18 protein-coding genes are annotated in these 17130 nt (G+C 72.4%); 10 read left to right on the top strand and 8 right to left on the bottom strand.

Annotated features, from left to right (window positions below; genetic code table 11):
- Positions 1-38: 38 nt before the first annotated feature.
- The 4 genes from AC07A6_RS29270 to AC07A6_RS29255 all read right to left on the bottom strand — a co-directional run bounded on the left by AC07A6_RS29270 (position 39) and on the right by AC07A6_RS29255 (position 3931).
- Positions 39-623, bottom strand: a complete 585-nt coding sequence (locus AC07A6_RS29270) for a dihydrofolate reductase family protein (protein WP_478779142.1) — start codon at positions 621-623, stop codon at positions 39-41.
- A 100-nt stretch (positions 624-723) separates the two neighbouring features.
- A complete protein-coding gene (locus AC07A6_RS29265; RefSeq protein ID WP_478779141.1) occupies positions 724-1317 on the bottom strand; it encodes a GNAT family N-acetyltransferase in 594 nt (197 codons plus the stop codon).
- A 152-nt stretch (positions 1318-1469) separates the two neighbouring features.
- The gene (locus AC07A6_RS29260) at positions 1470-2534 is read right to left on the bottom strand and encodes a family 2 encapsulin nanocompartment cargo protein polyprenyl transferase (protein WP_478779162.1); all 1065 of its coding nucleotides are present in this window, start codon (positions 2532-2534) and stop codon (positions 1470-1472) included.
- Positions 2522-3931, bottom strand: coding sequence for a family 2B encapsulin nanocompartment shell protein (locus AC07A6_RS29255; RefSeq protein ID WP_478779140.1), 1410 nt, complete (start codon positions 3929-3931; stop codon positions 2522-2524). The genes AC07A6_RS29260 and AC07A6_RS29255 overlap by 13 nt, the downstream gene beginning before the upstream one ends.
- 225 nt (positions 3932-4156) lie before the next feature.
- Here AC07A6_RS29255 and AC07A6_RS29250 point away from each other — a divergent pair, with 225 nt between their 5' ends.
- The 4 genes from AC07A6_RS29250 to AC07A6_RS29235 all read left to right on the top strand — a co-directional run bounded on the left by AC07A6_RS29250 (position 4157) and on the right by AC07A6_RS29235 (position 7571).
- The gene (locus tag AC07A6_RS29250) at positions 4157-4606 is read left to right on the top strand and encodes an RrF2 family transcriptional regulator (protein WP_362467978.1); all 450 of its coding nucleotides are present in this window, start codon (positions 4157-4159) and stop codon (positions 4604-4606) included.
- 100 nt (positions 4607-4706) lie between these two features.
- A complete protein-coding gene (locus tag AC07A6_RS29245) occupies positions 4707-5906 on the top strand; it encodes a globin domain-containing protein (protein WP_478779139.1) in 1200 nt (399 codons plus the stop codon).
- A 110-nt stretch (positions 5907-6016) separates the two neighbouring features.
- Positions 6017-6607 carry an N-acetylmuramoyl-L-alanine amidase gene (locus AC07A6_RS29240; RefSeq protein ID WP_362467974.1) on the top strand — a complete coding sequence of 197 codons (591 nt, stop codon included), beginning with the start codon at positions 6017-6019 and terminating at the stop codon, positions 6605-6607.
- Positions 6608-6677: 70 nt separating this feature from the next.
- Positions 6678-7571: a 1-aminocyclopropane-1-carboxylate deaminase/D-cysteine desulfhydrase gene (locus tag AC07A6_RS29235; protein ID WP_478779138.1), complete on the top strand. Its 894-nt coding sequence runs from the start codon at positions 6678-6680 to the stop codon at positions 7569-7571.
- A gap of 159 nt (positions 7572-7730) precedes the next feature.
- Here AC07A6_RS29235 and AC07A6_RS29230 read toward each other — a convergent pair whose 3' ends face one another.
- A complete protein-coding gene (locus AC07A6_RS29230; RefSeq protein WP_362467970.1) occupies positions 7731-9314 on the bottom strand; it encodes a Na+/H+ antiporter in 1584 nt (527 codons plus the stop codon).
- Positions 9315-9379: 65 nt separating this feature from the next.
- Between AC07A6_RS29230 and AC07A6_RS29225 the strand changes: the two genes are divergently transcribed.
- From AC07A6_RS29225 to AC07A6_RS29215, 3 genes are all read left to right on the top strand, one after another.
- The gene (locus tag AC07A6_RS29225) at positions 9380-9640 is read left to right on the top strand and encodes a UBP-type zinc finger domain-containing protein (protein WP_478779137.1); all 261 of its coding nucleotides are present in this window, start codon (positions 9380-9382) and stop codon (positions 9638-9640) included.
- Positions 9641-9896: 256 nt separating this feature from the next.
- A complete protein-coding gene (locus AC07A6_RS29220) occupies positions 9897-10310 on the top strand; it encodes an ATP-binding protein (protein ID WP_007266463.1) in 414 nt (137 codons plus the stop codon).
- A 17-nt stretch (positions 10311-10327) separates the two neighbouring features.
- Entirely contained in the window at positions 10328-11305 is a 978-nt protein-coding gene (locus tag AC07A6_RS29215) for an RNA polymerase sigma factor SigF (RefSeq protein WP_386274246.1), read from the top strand.
- 54 nt (positions 11306-11359) lie between these two features.
- Here AC07A6_RS29215 and AC07A6_RS29210 read toward each other — a convergent pair whose 3' ends face one another.
- Complete coding sequence (locus AC07A6_RS29210) at positions 11360-11803, bottom strand: hypothetical protein (protein WP_362467965.1); 444 nt, start codon at positions 11801-11803, stop codon at positions 11360-11362.
- A gap of 84 nt (positions 11804-11887) precedes the next feature.
- On the opposite strand from AC07A6_RS29210, the gene AC07A6_RS29205 reads away from it, so the two are divergent.
- Both AC07A6_RS29205 and AC07A6_RS29200 read left to right on the top strand, forming a co-directional pair.
- Positions 11888-12853 carry a diacylglycerol/lipid kinase family protein gene (locus AC07A6_RS29205; RefSeq protein ID WP_362467963.1) on the top strand — a complete coding sequence of 322 codons (966 nt, stop codon included), beginning with the start codon at positions 11888-11890 and terminating at the stop codon, positions 12851-12853.
- Positions 12854-13173: 320 nt separating this feature from the next.
- Entirely contained in the window at positions 13174-13431 is a 258-nt protein-coding gene (locus AC07A6_RS29200; protein WP_004937597.1) for a WhiB family transcriptional regulator, read from the top strand.
- 161 nt (positions 13432-13592) lie between these two features.
- On the opposite strand, the gene AC07A6_RS29195 is transcribed toward AC07A6_RS29200, so the two are convergent.
- Together AC07A6_RS29195 and AC07A6_RS29190 are read right to left on the bottom strand one after the other, a co-directional pair.
- A complete protein-coding gene (locus AC07A6_RS29195) occupies positions 13593-15062 on the bottom strand; it encodes a sensor histidine kinase (RefSeq protein WP_362467960.1) in 1470 nt (489 codons plus the stop codon).
- Positions 15063-15498: 436 nt separating this feature from the next.
- Positions 15499-16092: a TetR/AcrR family transcriptional regulator gene (locus AC07A6_RS29190; protein WP_362467958.1), complete on the bottom strand. Its 594-nt coding sequence runs from the start codon at positions 16090-16092 to the stop codon at positions 15499-15501.
- Between the two features lie 86 nt (positions 16093-16178).
- Between AC07A6_RS29190 and AC07A6_RS29185 the strand changes: the two genes are divergently transcribed.
- The gene (locus AC07A6_RS29185; RefSeq protein ID WP_362467956.1) at positions 16179-16940 is read left to right on the top strand and encodes an SDR family oxidoreductase; all 762 of its coding nucleotides are present in this window, start codon (positions 16179-16181) and stop codon (positions 16938-16940) included.
- Positions 16941-17130 lie beyond the last annotated feature (190 nt).

The following is a 17130-nucleotide window of genomic DNA, read 5'->3' as shown; positions in this document are numbered from 1 at the left end:
CCACGGTAGGCCGGTTTCGTGCGTTGTGGCGCGGCCGGTCAGCGCTTGACGTCGTACGAGGTGACGACCTGGCCGCCGCCGAGGGCGGTGCACCCGGTCAGCTCCAGGGGGCGCACGCCGAACCCGGCGCGGGACATCGGCATGCCGGTCCCGACGACGACGGGGTAGGTCTTGACGATGTACTCGTCGATCTCGTCCGCCAGCTGGGCCGCGAGGTCGGCTCCGCCGCACAGCCAGATGCCGAGCCCGTCCTGCGCCTTCATCTCCCGCACGCGGGCGGCGAGGTCGCCGCTGATGAGCCGGACCCCGGGGTCCGGCGCGGTGGTGAGGCTGCGGGAGACGACGTACTGCTCGCGCATGTGGCCGTAGGGGCTGGTCAGGCCTGCCTTGAGGCCGGGCTCGTAGGTGTTGCGGCCCATGATCACCGCGTCGAAGCGCTTGGGCGCGGCGTCCTCGATGCCGAGCTGCTTGCGTCCGGCGGCGGAGATCGTCTCCGGGTACTCGGCCGTCAGGAGGCCGATGAACTCCGGGTCGACGTAGCTGTAGATGAAATCGGCATCGCCGTCCGGGGCTCCGATGAAGCCGTCGACGGTGGTGGCGATGAAGTACGTGAGCTTGCGCAAGCGATTCTCTTCCGTTCGGGGGTGCCGCCGCTCCGGGGCACGTCAATGAAAGTACTTCACTTGAAGTACTTTGCCAACCCCCGTTTCCGGGGGTGCGCGTTCAGCCCCTCGGCTTGCGCCACATCGGCCACATCAGCGGCCCGTCCGGCAGGCGCACCGCCTCACCGGTGAACTCCCACCCCAGCCGCTCGTACAACCCCTTGCTGCGCTCGCTGCTCGCCTCCAGGTAGGCCGGGGTCCCCTCCCGGTCGCAGCGCTCCAGCACCGGCCGCATCAGCTCGGTGCCCAGCCCCTCGCCCTGCCGGCCGGGCGCGACCGCGATCATCAGCAGGTACTCGTGCTCCTCGGAGGTGGGGTGCACCTCCCCGGTGAGCCGGCCGACCAGCTCGCACCGCTCGTTGTCCGGGTCGGCGACCGCCCGCATCTTCGCCGGGATCTCGTCCTCGCCCTCCGGCTCCCCCGCCGGGATCCGCAGCCACAGCGCCGCCGCCGAGCCGTCCGCCGCGTAGTCGATCCGGCCCTCGGCCAGCGCGACGTCCACGAAGACCCCGAGGAACCTGCCGTGCACGGCGGCCCGGTGCTCCGGGTCCGGGAAGACCCAGCTGCTCACGGGGTCCTCGCGGAAGGCCTCGTCCAGCAGGCGCGCGACCGCGTCCCGGTCCGACTGATCCGCCTGACGTATCTCCAGCACCACGGGTCACACCCTTCACTCACAGGTCAACTACCGCGAGTGATCCTAGAGTTGCCCCGTGCGCCCGCTGCCGCCCACCCGCGAAAAGGCCTGTTCCGGCGCCCCGCAGCGCCGGAACAGACCGCTCCGCGGCACCGGACCGAGCCGGCCGGCCGTTACCTGGTGCGCCGCGTCACGAACTCCGCGAGCGCCAGCAGCCCGCCCGCCGCCGCGAGGTCGGGCACCGCCCGGGACAGCTCCTGCACCGCCCGGCCCATCCGGTCGGCGGCATGGGCCTGCGCCCAGTCGCGGCCGCCGGCCCGCTCCACCGCCCGGGCGGCGCGGGACACCTCGTCCTCCTTCAGCGGGCCCGCGTACAGGAGCGCCAGTTCCTCCCCGGCCTCCGTGCCCGAGGTCAGTGCGGCCACGACCGGGAGGGACTTCTTGCGGGCGATCAGGTCGGCCCCGGCGGGCTTGCCGGTGTGCCCGGGATCGCCCCAGATGCCGATCAGGTCGTCGATCAGCTGGAAGGCCAGCCCCGCCTCCCGCCCGAAGGCGTCCATGGCCTCGACCTCCTCCGGCCCGGCCCCCGCGTACAGCGCGCCCAGCGCGCACGCGCAGCCCAGGAGGGCCCCGGTCTTGGCCGCCGCCATGGTCAGGCACTCGTCCAGCGAGACGTGCGCGCGCTCCTCGAAGGCGCAGTCCGCCTGCTGCCCCTCGCACAGCTCGACCACGCAGGCCGCGAGCCGGGCCGAGGCCCGTGCCGAGGCCGGGTGCGGGTCCTCGGCGAGCAGCCGCAGCGCGAGCGCCATCATGGCGTCGCCCGCGAGGATCGCGTGCGGGGTCCCGAAGACGGTCCAGGCGGTGGGCCGCCCGCGGCGGCGGACGTCCCGGTCGATGATGTCGTCGTGCAGCAGCGTGAAGTTGTGCGCGAGCTCCACGGCCGCCGCAGCCCGTACGGCGCCCCGGACGGCCTCCGCGGGCGCACCCAGGGCCTGCGCCGAGGCGAGCACGAGCGCGGGCCTGATGGCCTTGCCCGCTCCTCCCGCGGCGGGGGCGCCGTCCTCGCGTTCCCAGCCGAAGTGGTACATCGCCACCCGGCGCATCGCCGCGGGCAGGCCCTCGACGGCCCGGCGCAGTTCCGGGTCGACCGTTTCTCTCGCTGCTTCCAGCAGGGCCGTCGCTTCCTGCCCCTCGCCCGTGACGACGGTGCCGGCGGTGTCGGCGGTCACCGGTCCCAGCGGCCGATCTCGACGTTCTCCAGGACGCCGAGCGCGTCCGGCACCAGGACGGCGGCGGAGAAGTAGGCGGTGACCAGGTAGGAGATGATCGCCTGGTCGTCGATCCCCATGAAGCGCACGGACGTGCTCGGCTCGATCTCGTCGGGGATGCCGGGCTGGTGGAGGCCGATGACGCCCTGCTCCTCCTCACCGGTGCGCATGCACAGGATGGAGGTCGTACGGGCCGCGGTGATCGGGATCTTGGTGGACGGGAAGATCGGCACGCCCCGCCAGGCCGTCACCCGGGTTCCGGCGACGTCGGCCGTCTCCGGGTAGAGCCCGCGCCTGTTGCACTCGCGGCCGAAGGCGGCGATGGCCTCGGGGTGCGCGAGGAACAGCTTGGAGTCGCGCCGCATGGCGAGCAGGGCGTCGAAGTCGTCCGGGGTGGGCGCGCCGTCGTGGGGCTGGATGCGCTGGTCGTAGTCGGCGTTGTGGAGCAGGCCGAACTCCGGGTTGTTGAGCATCTCGTGCTCCTGGCGCTCGCGCAGCGCCTCGACCGTGAGCCGCAGCTGCTGCTCGGTCTGGTTCATCGGGTGGTTGTAAAGGTCGGCGACGCGGGTGTGGACGCGCAGGACCGTTTGTGCAAGGGAGAGTTCGTACTCGCGCGGGCGGGGTTCGTAGTCGGCGAAGGCGCGCGGGAGGGCGGCCTCGCCGACGTGGCCGGCGGAGAGCTCGATCGCGGCCTCGCCGTAGGGGTTGGTGCGCCGCTCCGGCCGGGTGCGTACGCGGTCCACGTGCGCCCGCAGCGAGTCGGCCCGGTCGGCGAGGAGCAGGAAGTCCTGGCGGGACAGCACGAGGGCGGTGCCGGGGGTGGCCGCGCGGGCGGTGTACTCCCAGATGGCCGCCCCGTCGGTGAGGGAGGCCTCGCCGAAGTAGGCGCCGTCGGCGACGGTCCGCAGGACGGCGTCCTCGCCGTAGGGGCTGGGGCCGATCTGTTCGACGCGGCCGTGGGCGAGCAGGAAGACCTGGTCGGAGGGGCTGCCGAAGGAGGTGAGCTCCTGTCCGGCCTCGAAGTCGACCTGGCGGCAGCGGCCGGCGAGTTCGGTGAGGACCTCCGTGTCCTCGTAGTCGCGCAGCAGCGGCAGCTCGCCCAGCTCGGCCGGGATGACCTGGACCCGGGAGCCGGTCTTGACGAACTCGACGACGCCGTTGCCGACGGTGTGGCTGAGCCGGCGGTTGACCCGGTAGACGCCACCCTGGACCGGGACCCACGGGAGGGTCCTGAGCAGCCACCGGGAGGTGATCTCCTGCATCTGCGGCGCGGACTTGGTCGTGGTTGCCAAGTTCCGCGCGGCCGCGGTCCCGAGACTGCTCTGCGGTGTCCGGGATTCGGCTTCGGAACCTGCCTGGACCGACATGTATTTCCTTCCGATCACTGCGTGGTGTGCGGGACGGAAGCCTTCCAGCGCGCTGCGTGGCCGGACCACTACACAAACGGGTGGGACTGGCACCGCCGGGCCGGGGCATGCTCAAAGGTTCAACTGCTTCACATTTCCTCCCCGGGACCTCACCCGTTTCGGCCATCTCGCACGCCCGGCCGCTCTTAATTTGTATCTGCGATGCCAGTTTTCTACGCTGGGGTCATGCGGCTGACGCGATTCACGGACCTGGCGCTGCGCGTGCTCATGCGCCTGGCCGTCGAGGACACGGACCTCCCCACCACCCGCGAGGTGGCGGCGACCATGGAGGTCCCGTACACCCACACCGCCAAGGTGGTCGCCAGGCTGCAGCATCTCGGACTGGTCGAGGCCCGGCGCGGCCGCGGCGGCGGGCTCGCGCTCACCGCCGCCGGGCGCACCGCGTCGGTGGGCGGGGTGGTGCGCGAGCTGGAGGGCGCGGGCGACGTCGTGGACTGCGACGGCGCCACCCCGTGCCCGCTGCGCGGGGCCTGCGTCCTGCGCGGCGCACTGCGCAGGGCCCAGGAGGCGTTCTTCGCCGCACTGGACCCGCTCACGGTGAACGAGCTGGTGGCGGCCCCCACGGGGCCCCTGCTGCTGGGCATTTCGAGCGCCGGCGGCCGAGTGGCCGATTGACACACCCCCCGGCCCGCCTTCGAACGGATCTCCGTATGGCGGCGGGCCGCCCCGAGCCCTTTAATACGAATCTGCAATACCAATTAAGCGAGGAGCCGCCATGCTGTCGGAGAAGTCGACCGCGACCGTACGCGCCACCCTGCCCGCCGTCGGGGCCGCCATCACGGACATCACGGAGCTGTTCTACGCGAAGCTCTTCGCGGCCCATCCGGCCCTGCTCCGGGACCTGTTCAACCGTGGCAACCAGAACGCCGGCCTCCAGAAGCAGGCCCTCGCCGGCTCGATCGCCGCCTTCGCGACCCACCTCGTGGACCACCCGGACACCCGTCCCGACGTGATGCTGAACCGCATCGCCCACAAGCACGCCTCCCTCGGCGTCACCCGCGAGCAGTACCCGGTCGTCCGCCGGCACCTCTTCGAGGCCATAGCCGAGGTTCTCGGCGAGGCCGTCACGCCCGAGGTCGCCGAGGCCTGGGACGAGGTCTACTGGCTGATGGCGAACGCGCTGATCGCCATCGAGGAGCGGCTCTACGCCGAGCAGCAGGTCCTCGCCGGAGACGTGTGGCGGGAGTGGACGGTGGCCGCGCGGGTCGAGGAGACGGCCGACTGCGCCACCTTCCACCTGGTCCCCGCCGACGGCGCCCCCGCCCCCGGCGCCAAGCCCGGCCAGTACGTCTCGGTCCAGGTCGAACTCCCCGACGGCGCCCGCCAGATCCGCCAGTACAGCCTCTCCGGCTCCCCCGGCTCCCCCGTCCGCGCGATCACCGTCAAGCGGGTTCACGGCCCGGCCGCGGGCGGCGGCCCCGACGGCGAGGTCTCCCACCACCTCCACGCCCGGGTCCGCACCGGTGACACCCTGCGCGTCTCCGCCCCGTACGGGGACCTGGTGCTCCAGGACCCGGACTCGCCCGTACTGCTCGCCTCGGCGGGCATCGGCTGCACCCCGATGCTGTCGATGCTGGAGCACCTGGCCGAAACCGGGCACACCGGCCGGGTCGCCGTGGTGCACGCCGACCGCAGCCCCGCCGACCACGCCCTGCGCGCGGACCACCGCGCCCTGACCCACAAGCTCGCCGACGCCACGGCCCGCTTCTGGTACGAGGCCGGGGCCGAGGCCGGCGACTCCACCGGCCTCGTCGACCTCACCACGGTCCCGGTCGCCCCCGGCACCAAGGCGTACCTGTGCGGGCCGCTCCCCTTCATGCGGTCGGTGCGCGCCCAGCTGATCGCCAAGGGCGTCCCGGCCTCCGAGATCCACTACGAGGTCTTCGGCCCGGACCTGTGGCTGGCCTCGGCGTGACGGCCGGCCCCGGCGCGCCGACTGGCCGAAAGACGCCCTAGCCCCGGAAGGGCCGCCTCCACTACACCGTTAAGTAACCGGACGAACACACACGGTGAAAGGAGGCGGCCATGTCCGCACCCATGTCCGCTGACCGCTTCATCCAGGCGCTGCGCGCCGAAGGCCTGACCGTCGTCGAGGTCGGTGCCTGGCGCACCCGCAACCGCAACCACAAGGGCCCCTGGGGGCCGGTGCACGGGGTGATGATCCACCACACCGTCACGCACGGCACCGCGTACACCGTGGAGCTCTGCCGCGACGGCGACTCCGCCCTGCCCGGCCCCCTCTGCCACGGCGTCATCGCCAAGGACGGCCGGGTCCACCTCGTCGGCTACGGCCGCACCAACCACGCAGGCGCCGGCGACTCCGACGTCCTGGCGGCCGTGATCGCCGAGAAGCGGCTGCCGCCGGACCACCACGCCGACACCGACGGCAACCGGTACTTCTACGGCTTCGAGTGCGAGAACCTCGGCGACGGCGAGGACCCCTGGCCCCCCGCCCAGCTCGACGCCATCGCCCGCGCGGCCGCCGCCGTCTGCCGGGTCCACGGCTGGGGCGCCCGCTCGGTCATCGGCCACCGCGAATGGCAGCCCGGCAAGATCGACCCCAGGGGATTCACCATGGACTGGCTGCGCGACCGCGTGGCCGACCGCCTCAAGTGACCGCAGCCCGACCGGCCCCGCCCGGGACACCGTCCCGGCCCCACCCCGCTCCTGCCCCGACAATGGGCGGGTGACCCACCCCGAACTGCGCCCCCGCCCGCCGTCCCCCCTCGTCGAGGCGGCCGACGAACGCTTCGCCGCGCACGGGGTACGGCTCCTGCTCAAGCGGGACGACCTGGTCCACCCGGAGCTGCCCGGCAACAAGTGGCGCAAGCTCGCGCCGAACCTCCGGGCAGCACTGGAAGCGGGCCACGGCCGGCTCGCCACCTTCGGCGGCGCCTACTCCAACCACCTCCGGGCCACCGCGGCCGCCGGCCGGCTGCTCGGCCTGGAGACGGTCGGCATCGTCCGGGGCGACGAGCTGGCCGGGCGCCCCCTCAACGACTCCCTGGCCCGCTGCGCCGCCGACGGCATGCGGCTGCACTTCGCCACCCGCTCCGAGTACCGCCGCAAGGCCGACTACGACACCCGGGACCGCCTGCTGGCCGCCGCCGGCGCCGCGGGCGCGTACCTGGTCCCCGAGGGCGGCAGCAACGCCCTCGCCCTCACCGGCTGCGCGGAACTCGGCCGCGAGCTGCGCGGGGCGTCCGACGTGGTGGCGGTGGCCTGCGGTACGGGCGGCACCCTGGCCGGACTCGCGGCCGGACTCGCCCCCGGCCAGCGGGCGCTGGGCGTACCGGTCCTGGCCGGGGGCTTCCTGGGCGCGGAGATACGTTCCCTCCAGACGGCGGCCTTCGGCGGCCCGGCCGGCGACTGGACCCTGGCGGAGGGCTTCGACCACGGCGGCTACGCCCGCGTCCCGCCCGCCCTCGACGCCTTCGCCGCCGACTTCGAGTCCCGGCACGGGCTCCCGGTGGAGCGGATCTACGTCGCCAAGCTCCTCTGGGCCCTGCACGCCCTGACGGCGTCCGGCTCCTTCCCCCGGGGCACGACCGTGACTGCCGTCATCACGGGCCGGCCGTAGACCCGCCCGCGGACCGCTGCGCGGGGCAAGCCCCCTACCCTCCCTTCGCCCGTTCCCCGGGCGCCGCCCGGACCCGCGCCTCGAACTCCCCCAGTTACCGCTGGGAGGTACCCCCGGGCGAGGCTGGATCAGGCCGACCGGGGCCGGCCAGGGCAGGGGTCAGCCCGACTCCTCGCGGTAGGCCGCGGCCTCCTCCAGGTCCAGGCGGCGCAGCAGCGCGCGCAGCATCTCGTCGTCGATGCGGCGGCGGTCGCGGAGGGAGACGAAGACCTCCCGTTCGGCCTCGATCATCTCCCGGGCCAGCCGCCGGTAGACGTCGTCCGCCGACTCCCCCGTCACCGGGTTGACCTCGCCCAGCCGCTCCCACACCGCGTTGCGGCGCCGTTCCAGGACCGTCCGCAGCCGGTCCGCCAGCGGCGGCGGCATGGTGCTGTTCTCCGGCCGCTCCAGCAGCTCCGTCAGCCGCTCCTCCGCCGCCCGCGAGGCCTCGCTCTGCGCCTGCGCCTCCGCGAGGGTCTCCGCCTGCACGTCCCGCGGCGGCAGCTTCAGCACCCTGATCAGGGGCGGCAGGGTCAGACCCTGGACGACCAGCGTGCCGATGACGGTCGTGAAGGTGAGGAACAGGATCAGGTTGCGGTGCGGCACCTCCATCGGCACCGAGAACGCGATCGCCAGCGAGACGACACCGCGCATCCCGGCCCATCCCACGATCACCGGGGACTTCCAGTCCGTCTCCGGCTCCCGGTGCCGGATCCGCTCGGACACCCACCGCGGCACGAAGGTCGCCGGGAACACCCACACGAACCGCGCCGCCACCACCGCGAGGAACACCGCGACGGCGTACCAGGCCGCGACCACCCCCTCGTACTCCCCCAGCCCCTTCAGGACCACCGGCAGCTGGAGCCCGATCAGCGCGAAGACCACCGACTCCAGCACGAAGGCGACCACCTTCCACACGGCCTCCTCCTGGAGCCGCGTCGCGAAGTCGACCTGCCAGTTGCGGTGGCCGAGGTACAGCCCGACGACCACCACGGCCAGCACCCCCGAGGCGTGCACCCGCTCCGCCGCCGCGTACGCCACGAACGGGATGAGCAGCGACAGGGTGTTCTGCAGCAGCGGCTCCCGCAGCCGCTTGCGCAGCCAGTGGATGGGGACCATCAGCAGCAGGCCCACCCCGACCCCGCCCACCGACGCCAGCAGGAACTCCGCGACCCCGCCCGCCCAGCCCGCGCCCACGCCGACCGCCGCGGCCAGGGCCACCTTGTAGGCGGTGATGGCGGTGGCGTCGTTCACCAGGGACTCGCCCTGCAGGATCGTCGTCATCCGGTTCGGCAGCCCCAGCCGCCGCGCGATGGCCGTCGCCGCGACCGCGTCCGGCGGCGCGACGACCGCCCCCAGCACCAGCGCCACGGGCAGCGTCAGCCCCGGCACCAGCAGGTAGGCGGCGTAACCGACGGCGAGCGTCGCGAAGAGCACGTAGCCCACCGACAGCAGCGCGATCGGCCGCACGTTGGCCCGCAGGTCCAGGTACGAGCTGTCCACCGCCGCCGTGTGCAGCAGCGGCGGGAGCAGCAGCGGCAGCACGATGTGCGGGTCGAGGGCGTACGAGGGCACCCCCGGCACGTAGGCGGCGATCAGGCCCGCGGCGACCAGCAGCAGCGGAGCCGGTACGGGCGTGCGCCGGGCGACGCCCGCCACGGCGGCGCTCCCGGCGATCAGCGCCACCAGCGGCAATACCTCCATCGAAGATCCATCCCCATCCGTCGTCACCGTCGTCGCGCCCGCACCCCGGCCGTAACCTGGCCATCATGAGCGAGTGCACCCACGTTGCCGAACTGCCGCGCCCCGAACCGGTCCCGCATGCGTTGACCTGCCCTGAATGCGAAGCCCTCGGCAGTCATCCGGTACAGCTGCGGATGTGCCTCGGCTGCGGGTTCGTGGGGTGCTGCGACTCCTCCCCGCACCGGCACGCCACCGCCCACCACCAGGAGAGCGGCCACCCGGTGATGCGGAGCTTCGAACCGGGCGAAACCTGGCGCTGGTGTTTCGTCGACGGCTCCATCGTCTGAGGACCGTTCCTCGACCGTGCGGGGGCGAAGGTTCGATCGGCGGCAGCGGGGTAGGTCAACCCTCCGCCGGTTCCCCCGAATTGGGCCCGCAGACCCCTAGCCACTGTGCGTACTCATGGGCTTACCATCAGTCACCGCACGTGGCGGGGTCGGCCCGGTCGCTCCAAGCGGGCGCCAAGAGGGGTGCCGCGACACGATCGCCCGGATCGCGATAGCGTCACCGGCGAACAGAGCTCGTACCACCTTGGAGGTGAGGGTGTCCCAGATCGCAGGCGAGCCCGGGACCCAGGACTTCGTGGAAGTCCGGCTGCCGGCTGCGGGTGCCTACCTGTCGGTGCTGCGAACGGCCACGGCCGGTCTCGCGGCACGTTTGGACTTCACCCTCGACGAGATCGAGGACCTCCGCATCGCGGTGGACGAGGCCTGCGCGATCCTGCTCCAGCAGGCCGTGCCGGGCTCCGTCCTCAGCTGCGTCTTCCGGCTGATCGACGATTCGCTGGAAGTGACCGTCTCCGCCCCGACCACGGACGGGCGGGCGCCGGAGCGCGACACGTTCGCGTGGACGGTCCTGTCGGCCCTGGCCGGCAAGGTCGAGGCGACGGTCGAGGACAACAAAACAGTGAGCATCAGCCTCTACAAACAGCGCGGCGCGGGGCCAGGCCCGGCGTGAGCGGCGGGGAGATCCCGGTGCGGGGCGGGGATCGGCCCCGGGTGAGGCACGAGGTCGACGGCGGCATCCCGGAGCAGCAGCACGCCCGGCCGCACCCGGCTGACGCGGATGCGGAAGACGGCTTTTTGGACTCGGCGGAGCGACGGGCGGGCCCTATGAGCGAGAACCAGCACGACCAACCACAGCCCCCGGAGGCAGCGGCCCCGGAGGTGCCGGAGGCGCCCCTGGCGGTGCCGGATCCGCGGGACCGCAGCGGCGCGCGGGCCCTGTTCTTCGAGCTGCGCGGGCTGCCCGAGGGATCACCCGAGCGGGCGGAGCTGCGCAACCGGCTGGTGCGGATGCACCTGCCGCTGGTCGAGCACCTGGCGCGGCGGTTCCGCAACCGCGGCGAGCCGCTCGACGACCTGACCCAGGTCGCCACCATCGGCCTGATCAAGTCGGTGGACCGGTTCGACCCCGACCGCGGGGTCGAGTTCTCCACGTACGCCACACCCACCGTGGTGGGCGAGATCAAGCGGCACTTCCGCGACAAGGGCTGGGCGGTACGCGTGCCCCGGCGGCTGCAGGAGCTGAGGCTCTCGCTGACCACGGCCACGGCGGAGCTGTCCCAGCAGCACGGCCGGTCCCCGACGGTGCACGAGCTGGCCGAGCGGCTGGGGATCTCCGAGGAGGAGGTGCTGGAGGGGCTGGAGTCGGCCAATGCCTACAGCACGCTCTCCCTGGACGTGCCCGACACCGACGACGAGTCGCCGGCGGTCGCGGACACCCTCGGCTCGGAGGACGAGGCGCTGGAGGGCGTCGAGTACCGGGAGTCCCTCAAACCGCTGCTGGAGGGACTGCCGCCGCGGGAGAAGCGGATCCTGCTGCTGCGCTTCTTCGGGAACATGACCCAGTCGCAGATCGCGCAGGAGGTCGGGATCTCGCAGATGCACGTGTCCCGGCTGCTGGCCCGCACCCTGGCCCAGCTCCGGGAGAAGCTCCTCGTCGAGGAGTAGGCCGGGCAGCGGCAGGAGGAGCGGAGGAGGGCCCGGCCGCGGCCGGGCCCCCGGCTACCGGGCCTGGTCGCCCGGGCCGATGCCCAGGGCCTCGGTCGCCGTCGGGTTCACCAGCAGCGCGGCGACGGCCACCGCCGCCAGGGCCAGGGCCACGGCGGCGGCGGTCATCGCCCCGCCGGTGGTCCACAGGGTCCAGGCCACCGGCAGCGCCATCAGCTGGGTGATCAGCGCCGGACCGCGGCTCCAGCGGCGGCCCAGGCGCAGCCCGCGCGCCGCGATCAGCGGGAGCGCGGCCAGGGCGAGCAGGGTGATCCCGCCGGTCTCGGCCTGCTGCGGGGAGTCGGGGTCGCCTGCGATGCCGACGAACAGCATGTAGACGCCGAGCCCGGCCAGGGCCAGGCCCTCCAGCGCGGTCAGCGCGGCGGCGGCGGTCAGCCGGCCCGGCAGCGCTGCGGGCTCGGGGGCGGCGGGGGCTTGGGGGGTCGGCTTCTTGCTCACCCCAGCAGCCTAGCCGCGCGCCGCGGGGCCCGGACGGTACGGCCGGTATGGGCCGCATATGGAGGGGTGGGTACTCTGGCGACCATGCGTGCTCTTCTCGTGGCCAACCCTGCAGCGACGACCACCAGTGCGCGCACGCGCGACGTCCTGACCCACGCCCTGGCCAGCGAGATGAAGCTGGAGGCGGTGACCACCGAGTACCGGGGGCACGCGCGCGACCTCGGGCGCCGGGCCGCGCGGGAGGGCGTCGACCTGGTGGTGGCGCTCGGCGGCGACGGCACCGTCAACGAGGTGGTCAACGGACTGCTGCACGAGGGCCCCGATCCGGAGCGGCTGCCGGGGCTGGCCGTGGTCCCGGGCGGTTCCACGAACGTGTTCGCCCGCGCGCTCGGGCTGCCGAACGACTCGGTCGAGGCGACGGGCGCCCTGCTGGACGCGCTGCGGGAGAAGCGCCGGCGGACGGTCGGGCTGGGGCTGGCGTCCGGCGTCCCGGGGACCGAGGACGAATCGGTGCCGGAGCGCTGGTTCACGTTCTGCGCCGGCTTCGGTTTCGACGCGGGCGTGGTGGGACGGGTCGAGCAGCAGCGCGAGCGCGGCAAGCGTTCGACCCACGCGCTGTACGTGCGGCAGCTGATGCGCCAGTTCTGGGAAGAGCCCAACCGGCGGCACGGCACGATCACGCTGGAGCAGCCCGGCGCGGATCCGGTGACGGACCTGGTGCTGTCGATAGTCTGCAACACCTCGCCCTGGACGTATCTGGGGAACAAGCCCCTTTACGCGTCTCCGGAGGCGTCGTTCGATACCGCACTTGACGTATTGGCGCTCGACCGTTTGTCAACTCCGGCCGTGGCCAGGTACGCGACACAGCTCCTGACCTCGACTCCTGAGCGCGGCCCGCACGGCAAGCATGCGGTGTCTCTGCACGATCTGACCGACTTCACCTTGCATTCGAAGGTTCCGCTCCCATTCCAGATGGACGGAGATCACCTCGGACTGCGCACCAGCGTTCGGTTCACAGGCGTACGCCGTGCACTGCGTGTGATTGTGTGAGTGGAAGGGCCCAAAGTCCTTTCAGTCGAACGTTTACACGCCAGTCCACCCCCAGGAACTAGGGCTGTGACCTAGTAGACACCGACGAATCCAAAAAAACTTTCCGGAAGGGGTTGTATCCCCGTCCGAGGTTTGCGAATCTCTACATGGCGATCGGGACAGCCCGCAGAACCCGGCACCCACACAGACCGCCAGAACCCCACCACGAATCTTCGGACCGCACCAGGCAACTGGGCGTCGGCCCTTCCCTCACGGGGGGATTCGTGAAAGCGTTCACATTCACAAGCAACCTGCCCGCAATACAAGGAGATGGAGCAGCCATGGACTGGCGTCACAACGCCGTTTGCCGCGAGGAAGACCCGGAACTCTTCTTCCCCATCGGCAACACCGGTCCTGCGCTGCTGCAGATCGAGGAAGCCAAGGCCGTCTGCCGCCGTTGCCCCGTCATGGAGCAGTGCCTGCAGTGGGCGCTCGAGTCCGGCCAGGACTCCGGCGTCTGGGGCGGTCTCAGCGAGGACGAGCGCCGCGCCATGAAGCGCCGCGCCGCTCGCAATCGGGCGCGTAACGCCACCGCCTGACATCGACTTTCGAGCCTCGAGCCGCAGCGCGTAGCACCCCATACAAGCGCTCAGCAACGTGCTCTTGAGCCCCGGACCGGGAACCCCCGGTCCGGGGCTCAGTGCTTTGCCGGCGCGGTACGACCGAACGACCCGTCACTCTCGGTGACGGGCCGTTCGTCCTACTTCTGCGGGCTGGCGGGTACGTCGAGGACGACCCGGGTGCCGCGCGGCTCCGCCCGGACCATGTCGAAGGTGCCGCCGAGCTCGCCCTCCACGAGGGTCCGTACGATCTGCAGCCCGAGGTTGCCGGCCCGCTGGGGGTCGAAGCCCTCGGGCAGGCCGCAGCCGTCGTCGACGACGGTGATCAGCAGCCGGGAGTCGTTGCGGCCGCTGCCGGAGCGGCTGGCCGACACCTCCACGGTGCCGCCCTCCCCGTGCGTGAAGGCGTGCTCCAGGGCGTTCTGGAGGATCTCGGTCAGCACCATCGACAGCGGAGTGGCGACCTCCGCGTCCAGGATCCCGAACCGGCCGAGGCGCCGGCACTCCACCCGGCCCGGCGAGATCTCGGCGACCATCGCGATCACCCGGTCGGCGATCTCGTCGAACTCGACCCGCTCGTCGAGGTTCTGGGACAGGGTCTCGTGCACGATCGCGATCGAACCGACGCGGCGCACCGCCTCGTTGAGCGCCTCGCGCGCCTGGGGCGAATCCATTCGGCGGCCCTGCAGCCGCAAGAGGGCGGCCACGGTCTGGAGGTTGTTCTTCACCCGGTGGTGGATCTCCCGGATGGTGGCGTCCTTGGTGATCAGTTCACGTTCGCGACGGCGCAGTTCGGTGACGTCGCGGCACAGGACGAGGGAGCCGATGCGGGTCCCCTTGGGCTTGAGCGGGATGGCGCGCAGCTGGATGACGCCGCCGTTGCCCTCGACCTCGGTCTCGCGCGGCGCCCAGCCGCTGGCGAGCTTGACGAGGGCCTCGTCCACCGGGCCCCGGGAGGGGGCGAGTTCGGCGGTGGTGGTGCCGAGGTGCTGGCCGACCAGATCGGCGGCGAGGCCGAGGCGGTGGTAGGCGGAGAGCGCGTTCGGGGACGCGTACGTCACCACGCCGTCGGCGTCGAGGCGGATCAGGCCGTCGCCGACGCGCGGGGAGGCGTCCATGTCGACCTGCTGCCCCGGGAAGGGGAAGGCGCCCGCGGCGATCATCTGGGCGAGGTCGGAGGCGGACTGGAGGTAGGTCAGCTCCAGCCGGCTGGGTGTACGCACAGTGAGCAGGTTGGTGTTCCGGGCGATCACGCCGAGGACGCGCCCCTCGCGGCGGACGGGGATCGACTCGACGCGGACCGGCACCTCCTCCCGCCACTCCGGGTCGCCCTCGCGCACGATGCGGCCCTCGTCGAGGGCGGCGTCGAGCAGCGGGCGGCGGCCGCGCGGGACCAGGTGGCCGACCATGTCGTCCTGGTAGGAGGTGGGGCCGGTGTTCGGCCGCATCTGCGCCACGGAGACGTAGCGGGTGCCGTCGAGGGTGGGGACCCAGAGCACGAGGTCGGCGAAGGAGAGGTCGGAGAGCAGCTGCCACTCCGAGACCAGCAGGTGCAACCACTCCAGGTCGGTTTCACCGAGAGCGGTGTGCTGGCGTACGAGGTCGTTCATGGAGGGCACCTTGCGAGCGTACCCCGGGTACGAGGATGACTTTCCCCACCACGAATACTCAGGAGTATCCAGGAAGGGCAGACTCCGCGTACTGTTGGAGGAAGTGACGGGTCAGTAGTCCCCGCACTTGGATGGACAGGACAGATTGGTCTAGTCCACAATTGGGTTTCATGCTTCCGCCCTCCCCGCACAGGAGGACGGATCGAGGTGGCCGCGCGTTCTGCCCTGACCGCGCGGGTTCACCTCCCAAACGGCCGCCGGGCACCGCACACCCTACGGCCGTGAGTACTCCGGGCTACGGTGCCGGGTGGGTTGAGGGTCCCGCCCTGCACCGTGGCCCAGAGGAAATCACCTCTGGTGCGGATTCCCACCGGCTTCTCCGCCGACTTCCCCCGGCTTCCCCGCGGCGGCTTTCCCCGCGCGGATTCCGCTTCGCCTATCGCGGCCAGGCCAGCAGCGCCCGCTCCGCGACGGCCTCCAGCTCCTCCCGGCTCGCCCCGTCGCGCGACTGCTGCGACATTCCCTGGAGCACCGCCCCGGCGAAGCGGGCCAGCGCCCGCGCGTCCGTGCCGGCCGGCAGCTCGCCGCTCGCGATGTCGGCCTTGATGCGGCTCTCGAACAGCTCCAGGTTGGCGTTGCGGCGCTCGCGCAGGGCCTCGGCCACCTCCTCCGAGGTGGTGTTGGCGGCCGCGCTGATCACCATGCAGCCCGGCGGGTGGGCGGGGTCGGTGTAGATCTCGGCGGCCTCCCGCAGGATGCGGCCGATGGCCGCGGCGGCGGTGGGCTCCTCGGCGAGCGCCACGCTCGCGAAGTCCCCGTACCGGCTGCCGTAGACCACCACGACCTCGTCGAAGAGCTTGCGCTTGTCGCCGAAGGCGGCGTAGAGGCTGGGCGCGCCGATGCCCAGGTTGCGGGTCAGGTCCGCGATGGACGTGGTCTCGTACCCCTGCTCCCAGAAGGTGAGCATCGCCTTGTCGAGGGCGGCGGCCCGGTCGAAGGAGCGGGGCCGGCCGCGCTGTCCTGTCACCATGGGCTCCATTCTATAGCGGACGCTACGGAATCTGGTACGGTCCCTTTCTGTAGCGACCGCTAGCGAATCATGGAGGGGGGCGCGTCATGGGCGTGCTCAAGGGGAAGACGGCACTGGTCACGGGCGGCAGCCGGGGCATCGGGAGGGCCGTCGCCGAACGGCTCGCGCGGGACGGGGCGCTGGTCGCGGTGCACTACGGGCACAACGAGGCGGCCGCGAAGGAGACCGTCGCGGCGATCGAGGCGGCCGGGGGCCGGGCCTTCGCCATCGGGGCGGAGCTCGGGGTGCCGGGCGACGCACAGGCGCTCTGGGCCGCGTACGAGGCCCACCCCGCGCACACCGGGCAGGTGGACGTCCTGGTGAACAACGCCGGGGCGGCGGCCTTCGCGGGCATCGGGGAGACGGACGAGGAGACCTACGAGCGGGTCCAGGCGCTCGGCGCCCGGGCTCCGTTCTTCGTGATCAAGCACGGGCTGGAGCGGCTGGCGGACGGGGGCCGGATCGTGAACGTGACCGGCACCCCGGACATCGCCCTCCCGGCGATCCTGGCCACGATCATGACCAAGGGCGCGGTGAACGCGCTGACGGTGTCCCTGGCCGCCGCGCTCGCGCCGCGCGGGATCACGGTGAACTCGGTGGGCCCCGGCATCACCGAGACCGACCTGAACGCGGCCTGGCTGGCCGATCCGGCGGCCCGGGCGCATGCCGCGTCCCGGTCGGTGTTCAACCGGGTGGGCACGCCGGAGGAGGTCGCGGACGTGGTGGCCTTCCTGGCCTCCCCGGACTCCCGCTGGCTCACCGGCCAGCACCTCTCCGCCACGGGCGGCCTGCAGCTGGCCCTGCTGTAACCCTCCGGGCGGGGGGTGCCGCTGCGCGGGCCACACCCCGCCCCACCCTTCGCCCTCCCCCAGCTACCGCTGGGAGGTGCCCCCACCCGGGGCTCCGCCCCGGACCCCCTGGGGGCTCCGCCCCCAGACCCCCGCGCCTCAAACGCCGGCGGGGCTGGAATTTCGCTGCGCGAAATCCAGCCCGCGCGGC

It is taken from the genome of Streptomyces sp. NPDC044002 (genome assembly GCF_056434525.1).
The sequence above is the reverse complement of the archived record's forward strand: the minus strand, read 5'-3'. Positions and strand labels throughout refer to the sequence as shown.